Annotated in this window: 22 protein-coding genes and 1 pseudogene; 5 read left to right on the top strand and 18 right to left on the bottom strand. The window is 63.7% G+C overall.

From position 1 onward, the window contains the following. Positions 1-18: 18 nt before the first annotated feature. From AC3A6P_RS33910 to AC3A6P_RS33840, 15 genes are all read right to left on the bottom strand, one after another. Positions 19-984, bottom strand: coding sequence for an MlaD family protein (locus AC3A6P_RS33910; RefSeq protein WP_487696781.1), 966 nt, complete (start codon positions 982-984; stop codon positions 19-21). Continuing rightward, positions 981-1,979, bottom strand: a complete 999-nt coding sequence (locus AC3A6P_RS33905; protein WP_487696780.1) for an MlaD family protein — start codon at positions 1,977-1,979, stop codon at positions 981-983. Before AC3A6P_RS33905 ends, AC3A6P_RS33910 begins: the two co-directional genes overlap by 4 nt. Further along, positions 1,976-3,097: an MlaD family protein gene (locus AC3A6P_RS33900; RefSeq protein ID WP_487696779.1), complete on the bottom strand. Its 1,122-nt coding sequence runs from the start codon at positions 3,095-3,097 to the stop codon at positions 1,976-1,978. The genes AC3A6P_RS33905 and AC3A6P_RS33900 overlap by 4 nt, the downstream gene beginning before the upstream one ends. Beyond that, entirely contained in the window at positions 3,097-4,011 is a 915-nt protein-coding gene (locus AC3A6P_RS33895; RefSeq protein ID WP_487696797.1) for an MlaD family protein, read from the bottom strand. Before AC3A6P_RS33895 ends, AC3A6P_RS33900 begins: the two co-directional genes overlap by 1 nt. Positions 4,012-4,070: 59 nt before the next feature. Then, positions 4,071-5,075, bottom strand: coding sequence for an MlaD family protein (locus tag AC3A6P_RS33890; protein WP_487696778.1), 1,005 nt, complete (start codon positions 5,073-5,075; stop codon positions 4,071-4,073). Then, on the bottom strand, positions 5,072-6,151 hold the full coding sequence (locus tag AC3A6P_RS33885) for an MlaD family protein (protein ID WP_487696777.1): 1,080 nt from the start codon (positions 6,149-6,151) through the stop codon (positions 5,072-5,074). Before AC3A6P_RS33885 ends, AC3A6P_RS33890 begins: the two co-directional genes overlap by 4 nt. A 22-nt stretch (positions 6,152-6,173) precedes the next feature. Next, complete coding sequence (locus AC3A6P_RS33880) at positions 6,174-7,043, bottom strand: MlaE family ABC transporter permease (protein ID WP_487696776.1); 870 nt, start codon at positions 7,041-7,043, stop codon at positions 6,174-6,176. Next, entirely contained in the window at positions 7,043-7,972 is a 930-nt protein-coding gene (locus AC3A6P_RS33875; protein WP_487696775.1) for an ABC transporter permease, read from the bottom strand. The genes AC3A6P_RS33880 and AC3A6P_RS33875 overlap by 1 nt, the downstream gene beginning before the upstream one ends. 178 nt (positions 7,973-8,150) lie before the next feature. Further along, the gene (locus tag AC3A6P_RS33870) at positions 8,151-8,678 is read right to left on the bottom strand and encodes a hypothetical protein (RefSeq protein ID WP_487696796.1); all 528 of its coding nucleotides are present in this window, start codon (positions 8,676-8,678) and stop codon (positions 8,151-8,153) included. A gap of 193 nt (positions 8,679-8,871) precedes the next feature. Then, positions 8,872-10,176: a TetR/AcrR family transcriptional regulator gene (locus tag AC3A6P_RS33865; RefSeq protein WP_487696774.1), complete on the bottom strand. Its 1,305-nt coding sequence runs from the start codon at positions 10,174-10,176 to the stop codon at positions 8,872-8,874. Between the two features lie 125 nt (positions 10,177-10,301). Further along, complete coding sequence (locus tag AC3A6P_RS33860) at positions 10,302-12,272, bottom strand: flavin-containing monooxygenase (RefSeq protein ID WP_487696773.1); 1,971 nt, start codon at positions 12,270-12,272, stop codon at positions 10,302-10,304. Between the two features lie 58 nt (positions 12,273-12,330). Continuing rightward, complete coding sequence (locus AC3A6P_RS33855; protein ID WP_487696772.1) at positions 12,331-13,140, bottom strand: alpha/beta fold hydrolase; 810 nt, start codon at positions 13,138-13,140, stop codon at positions 12,331-12,333. Continuing rightward, entirely contained in the window at positions 13,125-13,820 is a 696-nt protein-coding gene (locus AC3A6P_RS33850) for a nitroreductase (RefSeq protein ID WP_487696771.1), read from the bottom strand. The genes AC3A6P_RS33855 and AC3A6P_RS33850 overlap by 16 nt, the downstream gene beginning before the upstream one ends. A gap of 99 nt (positions 13,821-13,919) precedes the next feature. Beyond that, a complete protein-coding gene (locus tag AC3A6P_RS33845; protein ID WP_487696770.1) occupies positions 13,920-15,059 on the bottom strand; it encodes an acyl-CoA dehydrogenase family protein in 1,140 nt (379 codons plus the stop codon). A gap of 2 nt (positions 15,060-15,061) precedes the next feature. Next, positions 15,062-16,228 (bottom strand): acyl-CoA dehydrogenase family protein, encoded by a 1,167-nt coding sequence (locus AC3A6P_RS33840; protein WP_487696769.1) that lies wholly within the window; start codon positions 16,226-16,228, stop codon positions 15,062-15,064. 197 nt (positions 16,229-16,425) lie between these two features. Between AC3A6P_RS33840 and AC3A6P_RS33835 the strand changes: the two genes are divergently transcribed. The 4 genes and pseudogenes from AC3A6P_RS33835 to AC3A6P_RS33820 form a co-directional block, all read left to right on the top strand. Then, positions 16,426-17,823: an aldehyde dehydrogenase family protein gene (locus AC3A6P_RS33835; protein ID WP_487696768.1), complete on the top strand. Its 1,398-nt coding sequence runs from the start codon at positions 16,426-16,428 to the stop codon at positions 17,821-17,823. 66 nt (positions 17,824-17,889) lie between these two features. Next, positions 17,890-19,098, top strand: a complete 1,209-nt coding sequence (locus AC3A6P_RS33830) for an acetyl-CoA C-acetyltransferase (RefSeq protein WP_487696767.1) — start codon at positions 17,890-17,892, stop codon at positions 19,096-19,098. Positions 19,099-19,111: 13 nt separating this feature from the next. Continuing rightward, a complete protein-coding gene (locus AC3A6P_RS33825; protein WP_487696766.1) occupies positions 19,112-21,265 on the top strand; it encodes a 3-hydroxyacyl-CoA dehydrogenase NAD-binding domain-containing protein in 2,154 nt (717 codons plus the stop codon). A 225-nt stretch (positions 21,266-21,490) separates the two neighbouring features. Beyond that, positions 21,491-21,889 (top strand): annotated as a pseudogene (locus AC3A6P_RS33820) (IS3 family transposase); the annotation flags it as partial. 617 nt (positions 21,890-22,506) lie between these two features. Here AC3A6P_RS33820 and AC3A6P_RS33815 read toward each other — a convergent pair. Beyond that, complete coding sequence (locus AC3A6P_RS33815) at positions 22,507-22,833, bottom strand: antibiotic biosynthesis monooxygenase family protein (protein ID WP_487696765.1); 327 nt, start codon at positions 22,831-22,833, stop codon at positions 22,507-22,509. A 61-nt stretch (positions 22,834-22,894) separates the two neighbouring features. Here AC3A6P_RS33815 and AC3A6P_RS33810 point away from each other — a divergent pair, with 61 nt between their 5' ends. After that, a complete protein-coding gene (locus tag AC3A6P_RS33810) occupies positions 22,895-23,335 on the top strand; it encodes a MarR family winged helix-turn-helix transcriptional regulator (protein ID WP_487696764.1) in 441 nt (146 codons plus the stop codon). A 99-nt stretch (positions 23,336-23,434) separates the two neighbouring features. On the opposite strand, the gene AC3A6P_RS33805 is transcribed toward AC3A6P_RS33810, so the two are convergent. Beyond that, the gene (locus tag AC3A6P_RS33805; protein ID WP_487696763.1) at positions 23,435-24,580 is read right to left on the bottom strand and encodes an alpha/beta hydrolase; all 1,146 of its coding nucleotides are present in this window, start codon (positions 24,578-24,580) and stop codon (positions 23,435-23,437) included. 61 nt (positions 24,581-24,641) lie between these two features. After that, positions 24,642-25,901, bottom strand: coding sequence for an MFS transporter (locus AC3A6P_RS33800; RefSeq protein ID WP_487696762.1), 1,260 nt, complete (start codon positions 25,899-25,901; stop codon positions 24,642-24,644). Positions 25,902-25,987 lie beyond the last annotated feature (86 nt).

Raw genomic sequence — 25,987 nt, 5'->3', positions numbered from 1 at the left:
CTGCTGACCTTCCTGAATTCACGGCTGATGGGCGTCCGGGATGGTGACGTGCAATTCGATTGCGCCGTCTTCGGGGATGTTCTTGAGCATGTTCGACAGGATTCGACCCGAGTCGAAGTTCATCAACGACCCCCCGATCCCCTTGAAGTGAGGCATCAACGCCTCGGTCAGCACCTTGAGGTCGGGCGCCCGCTCGTCGAGGAACTTCTGGATGCGCGCCAGAAACGCGCCGAAGTCCCTCATGTTGTGCGGGTTGTTCCAGGAGACGGCGGTCATGAACGAGTTGAACACCCGGCTGGCCTGCAGCCCCGTCTCACCCACCATCGGCCCCAGGTCGGCCAGCACCGGACCAACCCACTCGGCGTTGCGCAGCAGGGTCTGGAAGTTGTCCAGCGTCTGCTGACCCTTGCCCTGCATGCCTTCGACGGTGGTGCGAAGAAGTTCACTGGTGCGGGCCAGATTCGGCAGAACCTGTTGCGGGTCAGGCAGAGCTGTGTCAGCCTCGGCGAGAATTCTCTTGAGCTGCTCGGGGTCGGACTGATTGAGTACGCGGACGACGCTGGTGGCCAGTTCGGAGATCGACGGAGGCACCGTGACAGCCTCGGCGACGATGTGCTGTCCGTCTTGGAGCACGGGTCCGCCGGTGCTCCGCGGCGCCAGGCCCACAAATGCCTCACCGAGTGCCGACAAGTTCTCCAGGCGAACGTCGGTGTCTACAGGTATTTCGTACCCACGTTGGACGTAGAAGTCGATGGTGGCGTCGTCGATCCCCGACCTCACGCCGGTGACTTCACCGACCCGCACTCCGCGCAGGAGCACGCTGGAGCCCACCACCAGGCCCTTGATGTCGGGTACGGCCATGGAATAGTTGGCCCGGTCGGTCGGCGGCTTGGCCTGCAGGCCGAAGGATCCGATATACATCAGCGAGAGCACGATGATCAGACCGAAAGCCCCGAAGGACAACAGGTTCCGCACGATTCTCATGGCATCGCCCCCAGCACGCGTAGCACGTCCTGCACGTTGGGCAGCAGTTCCCGACCGTCGGGGCCGGTGATGGACGTGATGTTGATGGCGGGGTATTTGTCCACCGGCATGAAGTATTCGGTCATGAGCGTCTGCCACTTAGGGTATTCCTCTTCAAACGACCACTTGCTCTTCTGCACCGCGCCCATCGCATCGGCGAGCGAGCTGAGCATCGGCGTCAGCCAGTAGCCGCCGCTGTAGATGCTGCCCACCGAAGGGACCAGCGTTCCGATGTAGCTGGCGGTGACAGTCGCCCGGTCGAATCCGGTCATCCCGAGGGGAGAGAACCAGAAGTCGTAGTTGGGAATGTTGGCGAAAAGGACCTCGCCAGTTCCCGACACACCGTTGAGCCACTGATCGACGACGTCGATGTTGTCGCCGACGTCCGACAGATCCTCAGCGACCCGGGCCACGATGGCGCGCAGTTCTTCCGATCTCTCCGGGGTCACACGGTTCAGACCCATGATGCTGGCCTGGATACGCTGCACGGAACCACTGCCCACGAAGTTCGCCAGATTGGCGAGAGTGTCCTCGAGTTGCGGCGGTGAGGTCGTCTGCGCCAGCGGAACTCGTCCATCTGGCTCGATGACAGAGGCGGCGGCGGTACCGGTGGCTGGCCGCTCCAGCGCCAGGTAGGTATCGCCGAGCACGGTCGCTTGTTGCAGCGTCGCACGAACGTCCGAGGGCACGGCCACCACAGAATCGATCCGAGTGGTGACGTCGACCCAGCCTTGCTCGACGCGCACGCCGGTGACGACACCCACCGGAGTCCCATCAAACACGACCTTGGCCCGGTCCGGCAGGTTCAGCACGTTGGCGAACTCGACGGTGAGCTGATACCCGTCGCTGTACTGATTGCCCGGTTGCGGAAGCGAATTGACGGTCAACGTTGCGCACGACGACACCAGCGCTGCCGTCGAGACTGCGGCCAAACACGTGACGATGCGCAACCTCATTTGCGTGCCGCCTCGGTCAGGGCGTACTGCAACAGCGCGACGTCGACGGCGTACGGAACTCCGTTGACATCGGCGCAACTTCCGGGCGTCGAGGCGTTCATCATGCCGCACAACGCCAGCCCGTTGTGCGTCGGGACGCGGAACATCGGTGGTCGGTAGGCGATGTTGAAGGTGTGGAACTGTCGGTTGTTGAAGTGGTTGGCGAAGGTGTTGATCCACCACGGCACCGGTGTGAACAGATCCGAGATGGCATTGGCATGCGGAGTCGTCTTCCTGATGAGTGCGCTCACAGTGTCGAGCGTGATCTGCGTTTCGTCGCCCATTCGGGTCTGCAGGATGGCGACCAACTCGGCCAGCGGCCCGAAGTTGCTCATCTCGTGCACACCACCCATCCGGGCGCCGCCGTCCAGTGCCCGCGCCAAGTCGGGGGTGGTCTGCTGGGCGTCCAGCATGATCTGCTTGATCGGGCCGCGGAGGTCGGTCAGCACCGTGGTGAGCTCCGCAAGGTTCTGCGTGATGGATCCGAGATCGCCAAGCGCCTGGTCCGGGCTGTCGAGCAGGGCCGACGAGGACCGCAACAGCTGCGCGGCACCGGCACCGTTGTTCTGCGCCAGCCGGTCGAGTCCGCTGATGGTGCCGGCGATGTTGGTGGACCCGTCCGCCGTGATGGAGTCGAGGAACTGGTCCGCGGATCCGATCACCTGCGAGATCGTCTTCGGGGAGAACGACCGATCCAACTCAACACAGGTGTCCGCGGTCAGTTCGGGGCCGCCACTGTAGTTGCCGACCAACTCCAGCGCCCGGTCCGCGACGATCGATGGTGACCGGATGACGGCTCGGACATCCGCGGGTAGTTGCCTGTTCTCGGTCACGGTGAAATCGACGCGTACCGAAGTACCCTGCGGCTTGATGGCGCTGACCCGGCCGATCTCGTAACCCATCTGCGTCACCGGGTTGCCGACGTAGAGACCGATGGTGTCGGGCATGAGCGCGCATCGATCCGTCGCCGCCTGCTGCACTTCCGAGGAGCACGAACTCACTGCGGCCACGATTGCGGTCACAGCCATTGACGTGGCCAGCGTCCGCCTGGCCAACGTGCGGTCGATTGGGTATCTCATCAGCACGGGCTTCCGGGCACGGGGATGCAGAAGTCAGTGGCCAGCAGCTCCGGTGCGGCGTTCTGCGCGTCGAGCATGCGGGTGATCTTGTCTCGCACCCTGCGCAGCCTGGGGATGATCCGGCTGTTGTTGTCTGCCCATCGCCTGACTCTGTCTTGAGCATCGCGGACCTTCTGTAGGAACGCATCGCGGTTGTTCACCCAGAACTCTCCGAACGGTTTCAGAAACCGATCACCGATGTCACCCATGCCGGACAGCGCCGCCGCGAATCCCTTGCTGTACACGGTGAGGGTCTGTTCGAGGATTGCGATCTTGGAGACCATCTGGCGGAGTTGGTCGGTGTAGCCGTTCAAGGCCTCCAGGTACTCATCAGAGACATTGAGAATGTTGGAGATCTGGCCGCGCTGGCGCTCCATGGTGGCCGTCAATGCGTTGCCGGCGTTGATGATCGCCGAGATGGTGCTGACGTTGCCGTCGTTGATGCCGGCCTGGATCTGGTCCAGCGATTCCCGGATGGGTCGAGGGTCGACCTCTTCGGTGATCTTCGTGGCATCCGCGAGTGCGCTCATCAGGTTGTACGGCATGGTGACCCGTTCGAGCGGAATCGGGTTCGAGCCCAGCGGTTCGTCGCCGAGGGAGACCAGGTTGACGTAATAGCCGCCCACCACCGTCAGCATCCTCACCTGGATCAGTGACTGGTCACCTACGAACGCCTCGTTGTCGACCATGGCGGTGACCTTGACCTGATCCGGCTCCAGGGTGAGGTCCTTGACCTTGCCGACGGTGATGCCGGCTATCCGGATGTCCTCCCCGGAGCGCAGCGATGCAGCGTCATCGGTGTAGAAGACCACCTGACGCTGACCGGGCGGGCTGACGTACAGCAGTCCAGCGACCACCGCCAGAACCGTCAGCATCACCAGCGCGCCGCTACCCCACAGTGTCGCATTGCCTTTCAGGCTGGCCCACGACTTTGTCACTGATTGCACAGGATCACCCTTTGCCCATTCAGCAGTACGTCCATCGACTCCGGCAGCTGCGCCGCACCTCGCGAGCAGGGAAGCGGCTCCCCCGGCGCGGCCGGCGGGCCGATGTCGTCCCAGATGACCGGGATCTTCTTGACCGACTCGGTGAAGTCGTCGAGCACGGTGAAAGCACGGTCGAGCCCCTGGTCGATGTCTGCCGTCTCACCGTCGAAACCCATGTTGAGCAGAAGCCGGGATGCGGCGCTGGTGAACCCAGGACCGTAAAGCTCCGACTTCCGGAACTCGTCCAGCACCTCCAACGAGGCGTCCAGAGGACGGTTGACCCAATCGAGGATCTGGACGAAACCCTTGGAATGTCCCCCGATTTCATCGGCGACAGCACTCAGGTTCGCCATCAGGGTGGCGATGACCTGCTGCCTGTCAGAGGCAAACTCGGTGAGCTTGCGAATGCTGTCGAGCATCGGCGCAAGACCACCACCGTCACCCGTCAACAGGTTCGCCGCGTTATCGGTGAAGGTATCGATCTCTTCAGGGCTCAAAGTTGCCAACACCGGCTGCAGTCCGTTGAACAGGGTGGTGATGTCGAACGACGGAAGTGTCATGCTCACCGGAATTGTCGTCATCGAATTTGCGGCGGCAGCGGATTCGGTGGGCTCGGTGATGTCGAGGTAGCGCAGACCCGTCAGCGCCTGGTACTTGATCGACAGCCGCGTCGTGGGGGCGACACCGTAGTGATCGTCGAGGCTGAACTGCACCGCCGCAACACTCTGTCCGGAGCGTCGCTCCAGCGAGATCTCCTGGACCTTGCCCACCCGGACGCCGCGTACCCGCACGTCCGCGTCGATCCGTAGACCTGACGCGTCGGTGAATTGTGCTGTGAACAGGCGTGTCTCACCGGCCACCGGCTGACGCAGCACGTTCATGATCGCGATGAACACCACAAGAACCAGTGCTGTGCTGATAAGCAGACGCCACAGTGCGGACCGAGCGGTCACGACACACCGCCCATCGCGTTGATCGGGGCCGCGACCCCGGGGAGCTGGTCCAGCACGATGTGGACCTGTAGCGCCCGCTGTTCCGGTGAGCCGGCGTACATCTTCTCGAAACGGCTCCGCAGCTCTTTGAGGCTGGCGTCGATGTCCTCCGGAGCGATCAGTCCGGGAACGGTGTCGGTGATCGTCTTGACGAGATTCACTGCCGGCGCCAAGTTCGTCGGATGCGACGACAGGAGATACCCAAGCGCTCCGAAGAATTCCCCTGAGATCACGTCGAATGTGGGCTGAATACGTGTGTTCCAGTAATCGTCTGAGACCACCTGGCCGATCACCGGAATCTGATCCCTTCCGAGGAGCGCATCGGGGGCCGAGACCCTGGCGATAGCGAATCCCGATCCTTGGTTGATGTGCCATCCGGCATCGGAGACGCCGCGCACCAGTCCGGGCAGAGCCACGCTCACCCCGGTCGCGTTGCGCAACAGCTGCTCTGTGGACACCGTTTGAACCAAGGTGACCGCCTCGGCGACCACCATCATCGTCTCGACCAGGGGCGTGAGACCGTCGGCGTACCGGGTGGCTCGGTCGATCACCTGGACCAGCTGCGGGGTGATCACACCTCCGGTGATCTCACCGAGTCGGTACAGCAACGTCTGCAGGGTGTAATTGCCCTTCGGCGTCGTGGTGATGCTGGTGCCGGTGCGGACCTGGCTCCCACCCGAACCGGGGATGATGTTGATGCCGGTGACGCCGAAGTAGTTGGCCGTCCGGAAGTCGATTCCGAAGGTGTCGCTGAGGCCCTCCGTCGGCTGGGACTGCAAGGCAGTGTCGATGCGGACCTGCCCGCTGGGGAGGTTCGTGATCGAGGTGACTTCACCGACCGTGACCCCGTGCATCATCAGCGGGGTGCCGCCTTGGACTCCCTGTCCCAGATACGGGACGGTCAGGGCCACCGACAACCGGTCATCCGCGCGACCGCGGAACGGGTTGACGATCAGCAGCGCACCGACCAGGACCAGGCTCAGCAGCAGGATGGCCCCGATGAGCCGCAGTCTGCGTGCCTCGGCATCGGCCGTCATTCGAAACAACACGACCGGTCCCCTATCCCTTGAACACGAACGTCGGCTGGATACCAAACAGCAGGATGGTCATCGCCAGATCCAGGACCATGATCGTGACCAGACTGGCCCGAATGGCACGACCGGACGCCTGTCCGACTCCGACCGGCCCACCTGAGGCGAAATAACCGTAATAGCAATGGATTATCGTCACGGCTGTGCAGAACACCGCGGCTTTGAGCAACGACAACGCGATGTCCTGCGGCGTGAGGAACTGTACGAAGTAGTGGTTGTAGGTGCCTTCCGGCTGGTTGTAGGCAACACCGATGATGAGCGCCGAAACATAAAAGCTGACCACCAGCGTCAGAAGGAACCCCGGCAGGACACAGAGCAATCCGCCGATGACGCGGGTTCCGACGACGAACGGGATGGAACGCAGGCCCATCGCCTCGGTTGCGTCGATCTCGTCCGCGATGCGCATGGATCCGATCTCCGCGGTCATCCGGCAACCGGCCTGAGACGCGTACGCTACCCCGGCCACCAGCGGAGCCATCTCACGGACGTTGCCCCAACCTCCGATGATCCCGGACAACGCGCCCAGCCCGATCAGGTTGAGCGTGGCGAAAGCCTCGATGGCGACGATTGCCCCGACCGTGATGCCCAGGATGGCGAGCACGCTGATCACTCCGCCGTCGACAACCAGGGATCCTTTACCCCAGGCCAAATTGTTCATCACCTGCAAGGTCTCGCGTCGATATCGACGCACCGTGGTGGGCAACAGCCACACGATCTGCGCGATGAAGGCCGCCCACTGTCCGGCCTCCTGCAGTGCCCTGCCCGCTCCGGCGAACAATCGTGGTGCACGTAGATATCTGGCCGGCCCGGCTGCCGCACGGGTGGAAGCGGTCGCCATCACGCCACCGCCATCGGGAAGAACATCGACTGCAGTTGTGTCACACCAAGATTGACGAACACGATGCTGATGACGTTGATGACCACAGAGGCGTTCACGGCGTCGGCGACACCACGGGGCCCACCCTTGGCCTCAATTCCGCGCTGTGCCGAGACCACCGCCACGATGGCACCGAAGATCACTGCCTTCGCGATGGTGAACCACACGTCGATGGGCTTGGCGAAGGCACCGAACGACAGCCAGAAGCTGCCTGGTGTCACATCATTGATCGTCACGGCGATGACGAACGCCGCGCCGACGCCCATCGCGATGATAATGGTGCAGAGCAGGGGCGCAATCGTGATCAGTGCCAGGAATCGCGGAACCACCAGACGACGAACCGGGTCGATTCCGAGCACCCGCAAGGCGTCGAGTTCCTCACGGATGGCGCGTGCGCCGAAATCGGAGGCAATCGCCGCCGCTGCAGCTCCGCCCATCAACAGGCCTGCGGTCACCGGTGCACCCTGGCGCAGCACTGCGACGCCGGTGGCCGAACCGACCAGCGAATTCGCCCCCACCTCGTTGACCAGGCCCGACAACTGCACAGCGATCATGGCGCCGAAGGGGATCGCCATCAGCATCGCCGGCAGTGCCGTGACCTTGAACAGCTGCCACGCCTGCACGATGAACTCGCCCACCGGCAGCTTCAAGGTGATCGTGTCGAGCACCGCGTAGCGCAGGACCGAGGCCGCCAGCAGAACGGACCGCCCGACCGTCCCGGCACTGGTGACCGGAATCGAGGCCACCTTGGCCACTCGCTTGGAGAATCTGCCCTGCTGGGTCGCGCGGTGGGAAGTGCCCGAGAGTCCGCCCGCCGCAGGGGAAGGACCATCACCGGGGGGCTCGGCGGCCCGTCCGGTGACCTCGGTACCCCTGGTCTGTACTGACATCTGGCGCTCATTCCTCCCACGTACTCGGTCGGCTTGCTGGTGGTTTTGTGACTCACAGGCTCTAGCAGCTGTGTCCCGCATCACGCCGTCCGAGACACAGTACACTACGTATGAACGCCTCGTATGGTCATCGTGATCAGATGTCGGAAGGTTTGCTCTTGCCGCAGTTCCTGTGACGTCAGCTGTAGCAGGGAGCACCCGGGGCATCGGGCGGGCTGCATGATGCCGGCCCGAGTTCCACCCAGCTCAAATCGATCCACGGAGCCGACAGCCAGGTCTTGGTCGACTCGATCAGGAACCTCATCGGCCCTCGCTCGCAGTACGTTGCACCGTTCGGAGTCACCGCACACGTCGTACCTTCATGGGTGATGACGCTGTACGGCGCGAGCGGCAGTTGCGCTTGCGATCCGGGGAACCGTACTGCCACAGTCCAGTCGTAATGAACCGCCCGGTCGCCGTCGATCCAACCGATGTGCCGGGTGCCGGCCGGCGCACCGGGAATGAAGCCGGTGCACCCGAAGCTCCCCCGGTTCCAGATCCCGCAGTTCTGTCCGCCCGGCGTCCGAAACCACACCCCACCGGGCACGGCAAACGGTGCCGCGTCGACCTGGTCGTAGTACCTGATGTCAGGAAATGGCTCGACGGCCGCCTCGGCCGCTCCCGGGGCAGCCATCGCGGTCGGGCCGCCCGTTACCGAGGTCGTCATCACAAGCAGCAAGAGTGCGAACAGTTTACGAAAACTGTTGTAACACAGACTATTTACGCCCAGCCTTGACGCGCTTGAGATCTGGTTCAACCAGAAGGGAGCGTGCATGAGGGGAAACATACATCATGTTCAGACAGCTCGACCAGACTTTTGCAACAGTCGGCCGTTCATGCGATTCTGACGGCGGCGGCAATCAACGCCCGTAGATGACCGCATTCACCAGCGTGGCCAGGAAGCTGGTGAGTTCGTCAACATCACCCAGGTGCGCTTCGCCGGCCATCGCACCTGCGAAACTGCGTTCCAGCGTCCACATCAAGACGGCGGCCAACTGCGGCGCAGGTGGCCCTTCGATGGCCAGCCCGGTGGCACGGTCCGCCTCGATGACCGCTTCCAGCGCGTCGGTCATCCGGGCCATGGTCGCCAGATAGAGTTCGCGGAGTTCTGGCCGCCTCGACCATTCGTGAATCGCGGTGCGCGCCACGGCCTGCGTGTCGGTGTCGTAGTGGAGCCAGTCCGAGATCACCTGCTCGACCGCCACCGGATCGGCACGGTCGGCTTCAGCCAGACGTTCGAATCCCGAGGCGATGCCTTCCGCTGCGTTCCGGAACAGCGCCACAAAAGCGTCGTCTTTGCTGCTGAAGTAGAAATAGAACGACGCCCGCGATGCGTTGGCGGCGGTCAGGACGTCCGCAACGCTCAAATCGTCCAGCGACCGTTCTGCCAGCACCGCATTCATCGCCTCGAGGATCGTCGTGGCGAGTTCTCCGCCCACCTCGGCGGTGGACTGTTCGTCGTCGGGTCGGTTCAGCGGGACGGGCGCCGAGGACCGCGCTTTCGGCTTCACCCGGCGACGCAGGCGGGACGCGGGGCGTTTGGCTCCGTAGGTGGAGGCGAAGACCAGTTCCACGATGGACTCGACGGCCGCCTCGGCGTTAGGGATTCGGTGGTCAAGTCCACGCGAGCCGATGTAGAACGACCGCTCCAGACCGCACACCAGCACCGTCGCAATGAGGTCCGGCGGGACCTCACCTTCCGCTTTGCCCTGTTCGCGTTCGTAGTTGATCTGCTCGGCGATGGCCGTGACGAAGCGTTCCAACATCTGGTTCCACGCCACAGCCAGCGCAGGGTTTCCATGCATGTGTTCCACCGCCGCGCACACCACGGCGCCATGCTCGGTCCACATGTCGATAGTCCGTCGCAGGGACGCGTCCATGGCACGTTCCCGGGATTTGCCCTCGCCGAACTCCCACGGACCATGCGAGTAGGTGTCATCGAGCAGACGGGCGACCAACGCCACCAGGACGTCGTACTTCGAGGCAAAGTAGTGATAAAAATTCGCCCGAGACAGCTTGGCCCGCTTGATGATCTGGGCCACCGTGATGTCCTGGAAGGCCGACTCCCCCAGCAACTCCTCCAACGCGGTGAAGATGGCACGTTCAGCGTTTCCGGAGCCGCTGTGCGTACGGGGACGTTGCCGGACAGGTAGCGACGGTTTCACCACCTCAGGATACCAGTGTATGGATAGACTGACTGGTCATCCCGTCCGGACAAGCGCGTGCCCGGTGTGTCCTCTGCCAACGTAATGATGCTGTGCCTGACACCGCCACCCCCACACCGTCTCGGCTAGGACAGGGGTTGCAGGTCACCGCCTCGAATCACCGCGCTGGGGGTGACGACAAACTCCTCGAGATCCGGCTGGTGCGTGCGGCGCCAGTAGTCGATGTACTTCCACGGGCTATTGGTCACGACACGGCCTTTGGAGTTCCGGTAGTAGGTGCTCATGCCCGGATGGGTCCAGATCGAATTGGCCAGGACCTCCCCCAGCTCCTCGTCGTATGCATCGAACACGTCTTGCCGGATCTCGACCGCGGCGAGGTCGCCGTCGATCATCTGAGCCAACAGATGGGTCACGTACTGCACCTGCATCTCGGTGCCTGCGATCACCGTGCCACCGTGACCGGTGTTGGTGTTGGGGCCGTAAAGGCAGAAGAAGTTCGGGAACCCAGGGACGCTGATACCGAGGTACGCGCGGCCGTCGTCGTGACCCCACTCCTCGTGCAGGGAGCGACCGTCGCGGCCGTAGACGTCGATGGATCCCAGGACGTTGACCGCATCGAAGCCGGTGGCGAACGCAATCACGTCGAACTCGTGCTCGGTGCCGTCGGAGAGCTCGATTCCCTTCGGCTTGATACGGGCGATCGGATCGGTGACCAGCTCGACGTTGCCCCGGCGGATGGCCGGGTACCAACCGTGATCGACGAGCAGCCGCTTTCCGTAGACCGGATAGCTCGGCACGCTCTTCTCGATGAGGTCGGGCCGGCCGTCGAGCTGGGTCTCGATGTATCTGGTGAGCATCTTGCGCAAGGCGTCGTTGCTCTTGTTGATGGCGCGCTCGCCGTGTTCCCAGGTGTTGTCGACCTGCAGGAGGCTGTGCAGACGGTCTCCCATCCGCCAGAACACCCGCACCCGGTACCAACCGAGGTAGTGCGGGATGTGCCGATGGAGCAGGCGAACCGCCTCGGGCACTTCGCGGGATTGGTTGGGATGCGGCATCGCCCACTGCGGCGAGCGCTGGAAGACGGTGACCTTGCCGGCAATCTCCGCAGCTGCGGGAACGAATTGCATTGCGCTGGCACCGGTCCCGACGACGGCCACCCGCTTGCCGGTGAGATCGACCGATCGATCCCAGCGGGCTGTGTGCAGGCACGGGCCCACAAAGTCGTCGATGCCCTCGATCGTCGGCAGCGCAGGCTGATTCAACAGACCGACGGCGCTGATCACCGCGTTGGCCTCGATTTCGTCGACGGTTCCGTCGGCGCTGCTCACCCGCACCCGCCAGCGTGAGGCATCCTCGTCGTACCGGGCGGTCTCCACCTTGGTCCCGAATCGGATGTTCTTGCGGACACCCCATCGGTCGGCCAGCGAATGCCAGTACGTGGCCAGCTCGTCGCGGTGGACGAAATACCTTGTCCAATCCGGATTCTGGTCGAACGAGAAGCAATACAGATGACTGGGAGTGTCCACACCGCAGCCGGGGTAGATGTTCTCCTGCCAAGAGCCGCCCACATCGTCGTTCTTCTCGAAGACGGTGTATCCGATTCCTGCTTGCTCCAACCTGATCGCCAGGCACAGACCGGAGAGACCGGCACCGATGATGGCGACGTGGAATGCCGCGCGCACATCAGCTGCGGCCTGCGGTACTCCGCTGCGGGGATAGATGCCCAGCTCCTCGCCGAGCAACTGGCCGTAGTCGGGGGGCAGTGACTCTGCGACTGATGCCTCCAAGATGCGCACCAGGCGCTCCGGACTCGGTGGCGCCGCCACCGCCCTCTGACCGTCGCGGATCTCACGGAGAACGACGAGCGCCTCGTCGCGGATGGTCTGGACGACATCGGCGGGCAGCCCACCGTCATCGTGATCGTCGATGTCCCGCCGATGGGTGGGTGTGAAAGGCGGTTCTATCCATCGATCCTCACCCGTCAGGTGCGCAAGCGTCGCCAACAACGTCGGAATGTTGGCCGAACCGAGAAGGCCTTCGAGTTCCGCGTCGGTCAACGATAGAGCATTCTCCGACGAATCATAGCCAGTGTGCATGCCATGACCATACGGAGCGTTCATACGTCGTGTCAACACACTTGAGCAGGCATTACCATCACAACAAGGCCAGTAGCGCCTCATCAAAATCGTCGGCGCACTCGAGCATCGGGTAATGCCCGCAGTCGAGCTCGATCAGCTTGCCGTTCAACTGTTCCTGCACCCAGCGCGCGCCGTCGACGGACAGTCCCGGGTCATGGCTGCCGATGATCTGCGACACCGGGACCGTGATCTCACTCAGCAGATCGGTCTGCTCGGTACGCAGCAGTGTCGACAAGCAGGCGCTCGCAGCCCAACTCGGGGTCCGCAGCGAGACCCGATGGAGCCAGTCCAGTACGTGGGGTTCTGGCGAGTTCTTGAACAAACTGCCAATCGCACTGCGGCGGAAGCTAATCCGATCCTGGTGTTCCAGGTCTTGCATCCCGGACTCGGCTCGCTTTCCCGCTGGACGGCCGTACGGGTAGGAATCTTGGCGAACGTGGGCCACGCCGACGGAGGCCACCATGACCACCTTGGATACCAGATCCGGGTACGCGTGCGCCATTCGCAGCGCTGTCATACCGCCGAGGGACCAACCGACCACCGACGCAGAATCCACCCCATGCGCCCGAAGCACCGCGGCAGCGTCTGCCGCAAGCTGCATGATGTCGTATCCCTGCAGAGGAGCATCCGATGCACCGTGTCCGCGCATGTCGATGGCGATGACCTTGTGGCCGGCGCCGGCAAGCACCCGCATCTGCCGATCCCACACGTCGTGGGCCAGGCTCCACCCGTGGATAAGTAATATCGGCGGCCCATCGCCCAGGACCCTTGTGTTCAACCGGATTCCGTCACCGACATCGACCAGGGTGTTCACTCTCCTGCCCACGTCACAACGTCGTCGGTCAGGCGCCGGGGCGTCCGATACGAGTTCGCCGGGTGCTCGTCGTCGGGATAGCCGAACGAGATACCCAGCAGCACCCGCCGGTCGTCCGGCATGCCGAAATGGCTCCGGACGAAGTCGGAGTGACTGGCCAGCGCCGCCTGTGGCACCGCCGCCACCCCAAGACTGTGCGCAGCTAGTAGGAAACTTTGAACGAACAGCCCACAGTCCACCGCGCCGTACACACCCAGGGAGTCCGGGGTGGTGACGATCGCCGCATGTGGTGCCCCGAAAAGATCGAAGTTCCTGAGCATTTCGCGCGCCGAGGCCGCGCGGTCACCTTTCTGCACGCCCAAGGCCTCGTACAACTGCCATCCGCTGGCACGCCGGCGATCCAGGTACGCCCCCTCGTAGGTTTCCGGGAACGGAAAGTCGGTGTGTAGCTGTGGATCGGCGGCCCAGCTCGCGGCCAGATCGGTGCGGAACCGGTCGGTGGCGGTCCCCGAGGTGATGTGCAGATGCCAGGGCTGCGTGTTGCACCACGACGGCGTCCGGCGGGCGACGTCGATGATGTCCTCGATCACGTGCCGCGGGACCGGATCGGTCCGGAACCCTCGGCAACTCCACCGTTCGGACACCAGATCTGAAAGGGCCTGCGCCTGCGAGACACTCGATTGTGTTGCCATGAAAAGATTTACCCCGATCTCGTTCCGATGCGGCCGCCGTACACTGCCGTGACGTCGAACCATACAACATGTATGGACTAGGTGACAGTCAGAAGCGGACTAGAGACCCAGTGAGCGTCCGACGATTTCACGCATGATCTCGTTGGTGCCGCCGTAGATCCGCTGCACGCGACAATCACGCCAGCGCCGGGCGACCTCATACTCTTCGATGTAGCCGTAGCCGCCATGGAGTTGCAGGCAGGTGTCCAGCGTCTCGAACTCCAACTCGGTGGTCCAGAACTTCGCGCCGGCCGCCTCGGCGGGCGTCAGCTCACCGGCACAGTGGGATTGCACGCATCGATCCACGAAAACCCGCGCGATCTGCACCTTGGTCGCCAATTCGGCCAGAGTGAAACGGTTGGCCTGAAAGCTGCCGATGGGTTGGCCGAATGCCTTGCGCTCTTTGCTGTATGACAGCGCGATGGACAGTGCGTATTCGGCACTCGCCACGGCCGTCACCGCCATGGACAACCGCTCCTGCGACAGGTTGGCCATCAGGTACCGCAGGCCATGACCTGGCTGGCCCATGACGTTGGCACCGCTCACCCGGACGTCATGAAAGAACAGCTCCGCCGTGTCCTGGGCGCGGCGGCCGATCTTCTCGAGCTTGCGTCCGCGTTCGAAGCCGTCCTGGTCACCCTCGACGACGAAGAGACCGAATCCCCCACCGTCGGCTTCGGGGATCCGGGCGCAGACGATGATCAGGTCGGCCCGCAGCCCGTTGGTGATGAACGTCTTCGTGCCCGTCAGCGCCCAGCCATCGCCGTCCCTACGCGCGGTGGTGGTCATCGCGCGCAGATCCGAACCGGTACCCGGCTCACTCATCGCGACGGCGACCACCGACGAGCCGTCACAGATTCCCGGCACCCAACGGCTCTGCTGCTCGTCATCGGCGAGGTCGAGGAAGTACGGCAGCACGATGTCATTGGTCAGGGAGAATCCATCGCCGACAGCACCGGTACGCACCACCTCCTCGTCGAGGACGACGTTGAACCGGAAATCACGCTGCCCCGCGCCTCCGAGACTCTCGGGCGCGGAGAATCCGACCAACCCCTGGGCTGCGGCGACGCGCCAGAACGAGCGGTCGACCATCCCCGCGGCTTCCCAGGCCTCCGAGTGCGGCACCGCCTCCTTGATCAGGAACGACCGCGCCATCTCGCGGAACTGCTCGTGCTCGGATTCGAAGAGAACACGTTCCATGGCTACAGCCCCATTGAACGGCTGATGATCTGCCGCATGATCTCGCTGGTGCCCCCGTAGATCCGCCCGATACGTGCATCGACATAGGCCCGGGCGATCGGATACTCCGTCATGTAGCCGTAGCCTCCGAACAGCTGCAGGCACCGGTCGACGGCAGTCCCCTGCAGTTCACTGGCGGCCAGCTTGGCCATGGCTGCGCGGTCGGCGGACAACGTGCCCGCCACCAGTTCACGCACGCAGTCGTCGACGAACGCCTGTACCACCTCGACCTCGGTCTTGACGCTGGCTAGCTCGAAGCGGGTGTTCTGGAACTCCCCTATCGACTTGCCGAAGGCTTTCCGCTGGCGCACGTAATCGATAGCCCAGTCGAGTGCCTGCCTGGCGGCGGCGACCCCGGCGACGGCGATGGTCATCCGCTCCTGCGCGAGGTTGGTTTTGAGCGCGGTCAGGCCACCGCCGAGCTCGCCGAGCAGATTGGCCGCAGGCACCCGAGCGTCCTGGAAGGACAGCTCCGCGGTGTCTTGCGCGTGCATGCCGATCTTCTCCAGGTTGCGGCCACGTTCGAATCCCGGCGTGCCACGCTCAACGATGAACAGCGACAGACCTTCTCGGCCACTTGCGCCGTCGGTGACCGCTGCTGTGATCACCAGGTCGGCATTGATGCCGTTGGAGATGAAGGTCTTGCTGCCGTTGAGCACATAGTCGTCGCCGCTGCGAGTGGCGGTTGTCTTGATGGCGGCCAGATCAGAACCGGTTCCCGGCTCGGTCATCGCGACCGCGGCGATGAGCTCCCCCGAGGCGAGACCAGGCAGCCAGCGCCGGTGCTGGTCGGGGTTACCGTATTCGAGGAAGTACGGAAGGCAGACGTCGTTGTGAAGATTGATGCCGAACGAGACGGTGCCGGTGGCGGCGATCTCCTCGGCAATCACGGCATTGAAGCGGAAGTCGGCCACTCCGCCACCACCGAACTCCCCCGGAATCGCCATCCCCAGGAATCCTGACTTTCCTGCGGCTTCGAAGAGTTGGCGCGGGACGATTCCGTTGCGCTCCCATTCCGAATAGTGCGGAACGACTTCCGATTCGAGAAATCGCCGGAAGCTGTCCCGGAACAACTCGTGCTCTTCGTCGTAGAGATTCCGCTTCGTCCTGGAGGGAACTGTGGTAGACATGCCGGTAGCATACATATAGTTCATACGCAGTGTATAGCCGTTAGGTCGGGCTTGAGAGGCCATAAACCGTACGACTCAGATCTCACTGAATGCCGCGGCTAGACATTATGTATGAACACAGCGTAGCTTGCAGAGGTCGGCACGCTCCGAGTGGGCGTTGCTTCTCTCGAGTCACCCGCACACACAACGGAGTAACGATGGCACCCACCGCGCTGGTCCCCACGGAGCTCGAGGCAAATCAGGCTGCAGAGCTGGTCGACAAAATGCGATCGGTAGTCCAGACAGGCCGCACCAAGGACCTCCGCTGGCGCCGTCAGCAGCTCAAAGGCGTCGTCCGGCTGCTCGAAGAATGTGAAGCCGAGATCGCCAAGGCACTCGCGCAGGACCTCGGCAAGCCGCCCATGACAGTCTTTCTCGGAGAGATCTCACCTCCGAAGGCCGAAGCGCGACACGCGCTGAAAAAGTTGCAGGAGTGGACCAAACGGACCGCGGTGACCGTGCCGATGGCTTTTGCACCCGCCAAAGCGTGGACGCAGCCGGAGCCCAAGGGTGTCGTTCTCATCGTGGCGCCGTGGAACTTTCCCGTCCTGCTCTGCCTGGCACCCTTGGTTAACGCGCTGGCCGCCGGCAACGCCGTCGTCATCAAACCCTCCGAGATGGCACCGTCGGTCGCACGAACCCTGGCCCGACTGCTGCCGCTGTATCTCGATCCCGATGCGGTCAAGGTCGTAGAAGGAGGCGTGGCCACCACAACGGCCCTCCTGAAGACCCGATTCGACCACATCCTCTACACCGGTAGCGGACGCGTGGGCCGCATCGTGCTGGAAGCCGCTGCCAAACACCTCACCCCCGTGACACTCGAACTCGGCGGCAAGACACCCGCCATCATCACCTCCACCGCAGACATCGCGGTGGCAGCGCGCCGCCTGGCCTGGGCGAAGGTCACCGCGGCCGGCCAAGCCTGCGTCGCACCAGATTACGTACTCGTCGAGTCGTCGGTCCGGGCCGAGTTCATCGAGGCCTTGACCAACGAGGTGAAGACGTCCGACCGCTTCGCCGAAACCACACGCATCATCGACGATCGCAACGTCGCACGACTGACGGCACTGCTCGACAATCACGGTGGAATCGAGGCCGTGGCAGGCGGCGCTCGCGGTGACGGAACCTTCGGTCCCGCGGTCATCGTCGATCCTGACCTGAGCTCACCCTTGATGCAGGAAGAGATCTTCGGTCCGATCCTGCCGGTGGTGGAGGTCGAATCACTGCATTCAGCAGTCGATTTCATCACTGGGCGCGACAAACCGCTGGCGCTGTATCTGTTCTCCGCGTCCCGCGAGGACGAGGAGTCGGTGCTCGCGAGGACGTCGTCGGGCTCGGTGTGTGTGAACCACGTCTTCTACCAGACCATGCTCACCGAGCTCCCGTTCGGTGGAATCGGCGAATCCGGCATGGGTGCCTACCATGGGCGTGCCGGATTCGAGACGTTCAGCCACCGAAAGGCCGTGCTCCGCAAGCCCGCCTCACTCGACCCGTCGTTCGCATACCCCCCTCACAACGGAATCGTGCAGCGAATGATGAGGTTCATGTCCCGTTGAAATCGCCGAACAGCCCGGACCACCCGAGACAAGCCTCGACGCCCCGAGATACGAAAGGTTCTGTTGTTGACCAACGAAGCATTCATCTATGAAGCAATTCGAACACCCCGCGGCAAAGGAAAGAACGGCGCACTTCACGGCACCAAAGCCGTGGATCTGGTTGTCGGCCTGATCCACGAGATGAAATCCCGGCATCCGCAATTAGATCCAGCCGACATCGACGACATCGTGCTGGGCGTCGTGGCACCGGTCGGAGATCAGGGCGCCGTGATCTCCCGGACCGCCGCGATCGTCGCCGGCCTTCCCGACACCGTGGCGGGGGTGCAGATCAGTCGCTACTGCGCATCCGGCCTGGAGGCGACCAACCTGGCAGCGCAGAAGGTCCGGTCCGGGTTCGAGAACTTGGTGCTCGCCGGTGGCGTGGAGTCGATGTCCCGCGTGCCCATGGGTTCCGACGGCGGTGCACTGTTCAACGATCCGGCAATCGGATACGACAACTACATCGTGCCGCAGGGAATCGGCGCCGACCTCATCGCGACGATCGAGGGGTTTAGCCGCGAAGACGTAGACCGCTACGCAGTTCGATCCCAGGAACGCGCCGACGTCGCCTGGAGCAGTGGCTATTTCACCAAGTCGGTGGTTCCGGTCAAGGACTTCAACGGTGTGACGATCCTCGATCACGATGAGCACCGCCGCCCAGGGACCACCGTCGACACCCTCGCAAAGCTCAAGCCGTCCTTTGCCGGAGTCGGCGCGCTGGGCTTCGACGCGGTAGCGCTGCAGAAGTACATCGACATCGGGGACATCCAGCACGTACACCACGGCGGCAACTCCTCCGGCATCGTCGACGGCGCCGCACTGGTGCTCATCGGCAACGAACAAGCGGGCGCCAAGGCAGGATTAACGCCTCGCGCACGCATCGTGGCAACGGCCGTCACCGGATCCGACCCCACCATCATGCTGACGGCGCCGACCCCCGCCGCAGAGAAGGCACTCGCCGTCGCCGGACTGTCCGTCGGTGACATCGACCTCTTCGAGCTCAACGAGGCCTTCGCGTCAGTGGTGTTGAAGTTCCAAAAGGACCTGAACATCCCCGACGAGATCCTCAACGTGAACGGCGGCGCGATCGCCATGGGTCACCCATTGGGAGCCACCGGTGCCATGTTGGTCGGCACCGTGGTCGACGAACTCGAGCGACGACAGCAGCGCCGAGCGCTGATCAACCTATGTGTCGGCGGCGGCATGGGCATCGCCACCATCATCGAACGCGTGTAGAGGGAAGGCAGACGTGACTGAATCTGAAACCATCCGTTGGGAGCAGGGGCCCGACGGCATAGTCGTACTGGTGCTCGACGACCCGAGACAATCGGCGAACACCATGAACTCGCGATACGTTGAGTCCATGGACGCTGTTGTCCAGCGGCTCAATGAAATTCGCGACACGATCAGCGGGGTGATCGTGACGTCGGCCAAGAAAACGTTCTTCGCCGGGGGCGACCTCAATGAGCTGATCGCGGCGCAGCCCGAAGATGCGGAAGCGCTGACGCTGCACACCAACCGGGTCAAGGGACAACTACGCCGACTAGAGCTCCTCGGCAAGCCGGTTGTCGCGGCGATCGGTGGCGCCGCGTTGGGAGGCGGCCTCGAGATCGCTCTGGCCACGCACCACCGCATCGCTGTCGACAGCCCGAGCGTGGTAGTCGGACTACCCGAGGTCGGGCTCGGGCTGCTACCGGGCGGCGGCGGAGTCATCCGGACAGTACGTATGCTCGGGGTCGAGAATGCACTGGAAAAGGTCCTGCTCAGCGGCCCGCGCCTCGGCGTGGACGCGGCACGCGAAATCGGGCTGATCGATCAGACGGTCGCCTCCGCGCACGAGCTCATTCCGGCGGCCAAGGCGTGGATCGCCGCTAATCCCACTGCCTCGCAGCCGTGGGACACCCCGGGATACAAGATCCCCGGCGGCATCCCGCCAAGTGTCGCGGCACTGTCGGCGGTGCTGCGCAAACGGCTCCGGGGAGCACCACTAGAAGCTCCCCGCGCCATCATGGCGGCAGCTGTCGAAGGAGCGCAGGTCGATTTCGACACCGCTTCGCTCATCGAAACCCGCTACTTCGTGCACCTGGCCACCGGCCAGGTCGCCAAGAACATGATCCAGGCCTACTTCTTCGACCTGCAGTCCATCAATGCCGGCAAGAGCAGGCCGGAAGGTTTCGAACGCTACCGGGCCAAGAAGGTCGGGGTGCTCGGGGCGGGCATGATGGGCGCAGCCATCGCCTACGTGTCGGCGAAGGCCGGTATCGAGGTCGTCATCAAGGACGTGGATCTCGACGCGGCCAAACGCGGTAAGCAGTACTCGGAGAAGCTGGAAGCCAAGGCCGTGGCCAGGGGCACCCAAACCGAAGCCGGCGCCCGTGCCCTCTTGGACCTGATCACACCGACCAGCGACCCCGCCGACTTCGCCGGAGTGGACTTCGTCATCGAGGCCGTGTTCGAAAGCGTCGACCTGAAACACCGGGTGTTCAAGGAAATTCAAGACGTCGTTCTGCCGGACGCGGTGCTGGGATCCAACACGTCGACACTGCCGATCACCACGCTCGCCGAGGGTGTGGACCGCCAATCCGACTTCATCGGAATCCACTTCTTCTCACCGGTGGACAAGATGCCATTGGTCGAGATCATCAAGGGCAAGAACACCTCCGATGCCACGCTGGCCAAGGTGTTCGACTACACGCTGCAGATCCGTAAGACCCCCATCGTGGTCAACGACAGTCGAGGGTTCTTCACCAGCCGGGTGATCGGCAGGTTCATCGAAGAGGCGCTCGCCGCGGTCGGCGAGGGTGTGGACCCGAACGTCATCGAACAGGCCGGCCTGCAGGCCGGCTACCCGTCGGCGCCGTTGCAACTCCTCGATGAGCTGACGCTGACGCTTCCGCGCAAGATCCGCCAGGAGAACCGCGCTGCGCTGGAAGCCGCGGGCGGGACGTGGGTGGAGCACGGGTGCGCGGTGGTGTTCGATCGGATGATCGACGAATTCGACCGCAAGGGCCGCTCGACCGGTGGGGCGTTCTACGAGTACGACGAAGCCGGTAGGCGCACCCGTCTGTGGCCCGGTTTGTGGGAACACTTCGGAGCTGACGGCGCCACCGAAATTCCGTTCGAGGATCTCAAGGAGCGGATGCTGTTCGCCGAGGCCATCGACACGGTGAGATGCCTCGACGAGGGCGTTCTCAACTCGGTCGCCGACGCCAACATCGGCTCTCTGTTCGGGATCGGGTTTCCCTCCTGGACCGGTGGAGTGGTGCAGTACATCAATGGTTATCCCGGTGGCCTGCAGAGCTTCGTGGATCGGGCACGAGTCCTCGCCGAGCGCTACGGCGACCACTTCCTGCCGCCGGAAAGTCTGGTCGCCCGCGCCGCCGCCGGGGAGTTCATTCGCTAGCCGGACAGTCAATACGGTGGGTCGCCTGCAATCTCTCGAGCGACCCACCGCACACCTCCGGACTCGGCATCACGCACCTGGCCGGGTCAAAGGCGAGGCGAACGGACAATACGGAGAGCTGAGTCGGCTGTAGCCACACAACAGCTACGACTGCCGTGATCAGCATGGGCGGTCGATGGGGCCTGCTGCACGGATAGGTCATCTGAGTTGGCTTGCCCGGAACCGGTGAGGTACTCGATCGACTCGCGAATGAAGTCCTCACTCGCAGTGGCTGCCCTAGATTACGCCGAGGCGCTGCGCTCACCTGTGGCGACGAGCGTTCACTCCGACCGGGTTAGTCATTTTCGGTCGCGAAAATTTGGCCGTGCACTGTCGCACAACGGGTTACACGGATCGGTGAGCCGCGTTGATGCCCTGCGGGCCACGCGGCGATGGAGTCGTTCTTCGCACTTCTGCAACGCAACGTCCTCGACCGGAAGCGCTGGTCCGCTCGAGCCGAACGAAGGCTGGCGACCGTGTCGTGGATAGAGCGGACCTACCACCGACGCCGCCGGCAAAAGCGCCCTCGGCAGACTCACCCCGATAGAGTTCGAACTGCTCCACACACCAGTCGCAACCGCGGCGGAAATTCACACACGCGAGTTAACTGAACTCGGGGCTGGGCGATCATCGTCCACTTGTGCGCGACCATGGTGGCCTCGGCCCGGTGGAAGGCGCCGATGGCATCGACCATCGCCGCGGGGACAGATCCACGCAGGTGGACGGATCGATCAGCTCTTCGAACATGCTTTCGGCACTACCCACACCCACCGACAAGACATGCGCCACAAGGCAATCCACCACGACAAGCGCCTACTTATCCACAGTCTGATGGCGCGGGTCTTGACACACAGCAGCGCGCGTGTTCCACCCCATCAGGAAGCACGTCCGGGCCAGCGTTCATCACGGGGGACGTCAGCAGGCACTCTTCTTGCCATGCCCTCGAGGCCGTCGGTCGCGCAAGAAGACCTCACCGTCGCTGGCGCCACGCTCGACTAGTTGCCACCGGAGATCACGGCGACATCGTTCAACTCATCGAGAAGCATAACGCTGCTTCAGGTCTCGATGTCGTCACTGACCGCCGAAACGACGTCGGCCGATGTCGGATTCTCGGAGTCCGTGACCCAAGGGATCGGGAAGTGGAGTACCGGGCATGGTCATGGCCGCGAAATACCCGCAGCGGCTCGTGCGAAAACAGTTGGTCAATAATTCGTGTGGACCGATTCGACCGTGTACAGATGCGGGTCAAAACCGACGGCGAGCGCGGCCGCCTGCCCCATGTGCTCGCGGGCCACCGGATTCTCGAACATGCGCCGGTAGGCCTCCTCGCTGTCCCACTGGGCGTAGTTGACGACGCGGGTGGCGTCGGTGCTGACGTGGATGTTGGCCGCCCGGAAGCCCGGCTGATGCTGCATGACGTTCTCGGTGGCGGCGGTCAAGACCGCGGCGAGTTCGTGCGCCTTGCCGGGCTCCACGGTGAAGACGTTGATCAGGGTGACGTAAGGCCCGCCGGCCTGAATGGTGGTCATCGTTCCTCCTTGTCAGGTTCCTTACACATGATCAGGTTAGCACTGCTGTAAGGTTCCTGTCATGGAGGTGCCCGCGACCGAGCGTGCGGCCGGTTATCTGATCAAGCGGGTGCAGCAGGCTTTCCGGCGGCGCAGCGATGCCGCCCTGCGCAGTGCCGGGGTGTCGATGGCGCAGTATGCCGTGTTGCGGGCGCTGGCCGACCATCCCGACGCCTCGGCCTCGGAACTGGCCCGGTTGTGCTTCGTGACCCGTCAGTCATTGCAGGACGTGCTGGCCGGTCTCCGAGCCGCGCGGCTGGTGCAGGACGCCGACACTCCCCCGCGCGGGCGGGCGCGCTCGCTGGAGTTGACCACGGCCGGACGCGATCGGCTGGCTGCCGCGGACGATGCGGTGATGGCCATCGATTTCGCTATGCTGCAAGGTCTTTCGAGGACCGACAGGGTACATCTGGTGAAGCTGCTGCAGCGTTGTGCCCACAACCTCGAAGCAACCGAGGATTGACGCTCAGGGGCCTCGGACCGCGTGAGCTGCCATGGTCCGGACAGCAGAGCGCCCGGCGACGGACTCGTTGAGCCCAGTCGCCGGACGCCCCGGGTCACATCATCGATTGTCCAGATTGGTCCTGAAGAACGTTGTCAATGCATCGAACGGAATGAGGTCAACCCGGTCGTAGAGGTCGACGTGACCCGCTCCCGGCACCACCACCAGTTCTTTGGGCTCGTTGGCCAATTGGTAGGCCTGCTGGCTGAACTCCCGTGAATGTGCCTCATCACCGGTGATGAACAGCATGGGGCGCGGCGAGATGGTCTCGATGTCCTCGAACGGATAGAAGTTCATGAACTTGACGTTGCTGCTCAGCGTGGGGTGGGTGGTGGTGTCAGGACTGAAACCCCTTTCGGTGCGGTAGAAATCAAAGAACTCCCGGTCGATGTCCGTCGACTGGTCGGTCAGCTCCTCCGGGGTGCCGCTGGTGTATTGGGTCTCGCCTCCGGTGAACTCGACATCCCGTTGTTGCGCCGCCTGCTCGAGGATCTCCCGCCGCTGGTCGAGTGACAAGGAGCTGGTTAATCCCTGCCGATTCGCCGTGCCCATGTCATACATGCTCACGGTCGCAACCGATTTGATCCGCGGATCGATCTTGGCCGCACTGATGACGAAACTGCCGCTGCCGCAAATACCGAGTGCGCCGATCTTCTCGTCAGCGACGAACGACTGGGTACGCAGGTAATCAACCGCGGCGCTGAAGTCCTCGGCATAGATGTCCGGGGAGACGCTGTTGCGCGGTTCGCCATCACTTTCACCCCAGAACGACAAGTCGATGGACAAGGTGACGAAGCCCTGCTCGGCCAGCTTGGTTGCATACAGATCCGCGCTCTGTTCCTTCACCGCCCCCATCGGGTGGCCCACCACCACTGCCGGGTGCCCGCTGTCGCGGTCGATATCGTTGGGGACAAAGAGGTTCCCGGCCACATTCATCCCGTACTGGTTCTGGAAGCTGACGTCCTCGACGCTCACCTGGTCGCTTGTGTAGAAGTTGTCTGCCCCGTCGGAGGTGTCGCCGGCCGGTAGTACGGGGGTCGCTTCGGCAGCCGAGGGCGCCGCAGTGTCAGCGGGACCGGACGCGGTGCAGCCCGACGCGGCGAGCATTCCGACAATCGCTGCGCTCGCGCCAGCCAGTCTCACCAGGCTGCGCCGACGCCGACGTGGCACCGTCGGTACGTAGTCGGCGGAATTTTGTCTGTTCACGGTCGATTCTCCTTCTGTCATGCGCGAGACTGTCTCGCGCACAATGTGTTTGGTTACAACGTCAGCGGTCAGGTGCCGATGCCCGGGCCGGTTGCCTGGTGAACGCGAGCACCGCCACCGGAACCAGCGCACAACCGGTGAGCGCGGCACCGAGTACCGCCGGGCCGACGAGATGGAGTGGGCCGGCGAGGGTGGCGCCGGCCAACGCCGAACCCCCTGCGGTGCCGAAGTTGAATGCGGCGGTGGCCAGTGACGACGCCAGCGTGGAGTCGCCGACCGCGTGCTGGAGTGCCTGAGCGATCAGCACCGGGTTGGCGCCGAGGCCGCTTGCGCCGAGAAGCACGACGAGCCCGACCACGATCGTCGAATGATCCGCCACCATCGACAGCAGCGCCAACGCCGCCGCGGTGGTCGAGACTGCAACCGCCACCACAGCCAGCGGTCGACGGTCGCCGAACCGACCGCCCAGCGCTGTCCCCGCCAGCGCTCCTATACCGAATCCGACCAATACGAAAGGCACCAGCGCCGCCGGAATTCCGGCGCGCTCGGTCAGCAGCGGGCTGACATAGCTGTAGGCACCGAGGAAGCCCGCCTGGGCGAAGACGATCGCCGCCAGGACCATCCACATCCGCCACGGCCGCACGGCGGCGATCTCGCCACGGATCGGTGTCGCCGCCGGCCGGTCCCCGCTGGCGCGGGGCGCGAACCGCACGACGGCCGCGATCATCACCAGCGCCAGCACCGCAAGCATCCAGAAGGGTCCGCGCCACCCGGCGACCTGGCCGGCGAGAGTTCCCAGCGGCACGCCCAGGACTACCGCGAGGCTCAATCCGCCCGACATCACCGCCAACGCCCGCGCACCGGCCCCGGGCCCCGCTGAGGTCGTCGCCAACACCGCACCCACCGCCCAGAACGTCCCGGTGGCCAGCGCGGCGACAACCCGCGTTGCGGTCACGACGGCGAAGGAGTCACTGACCGCCGCCACCGCATGGCTGGCAGCGAAGACGGTCAGCGCGCCGACCAGTGTGGCGGTGGCCGGCAAACGCAGAGTTGCCAGCGCCATCACCGGCGGGCCGATGATCATGCCGACTGCGAAGGCGGTGACCAGAAGTCCGGCCCGGGCGGTATCGACATCGAGGCCGGCGGCCACCTCGGGCAACAATCCGGCGATCATGAACTCCGTGGTGCCCATCAGGAAGATGCCGGCGCCGATCACATACACGAGGTTCGGGAGGCGGCCGCGGTAGGTGCCTTGCTCATGCTCGGTCGGCGTGCGTCCGAAGTCCCGCGTACTCGGCTTGTGTCGGTCCGTAACTGGCATGGCTGCCACGAAACACTGCTTCGGATCGGACAGGCACTGCCTGAGGTGGGGTGTACCGATAGTGCACCCCAGCTGCGGGGGAACGC

It is taken from the genome of Mycobacterium sp. Soil_C_30 (assembly GCF_057656995.1).
Note: the sequence above shows the minus strand (reverse complement) of the source record. Positions and strands in the feature narration are given on the sequence as shown.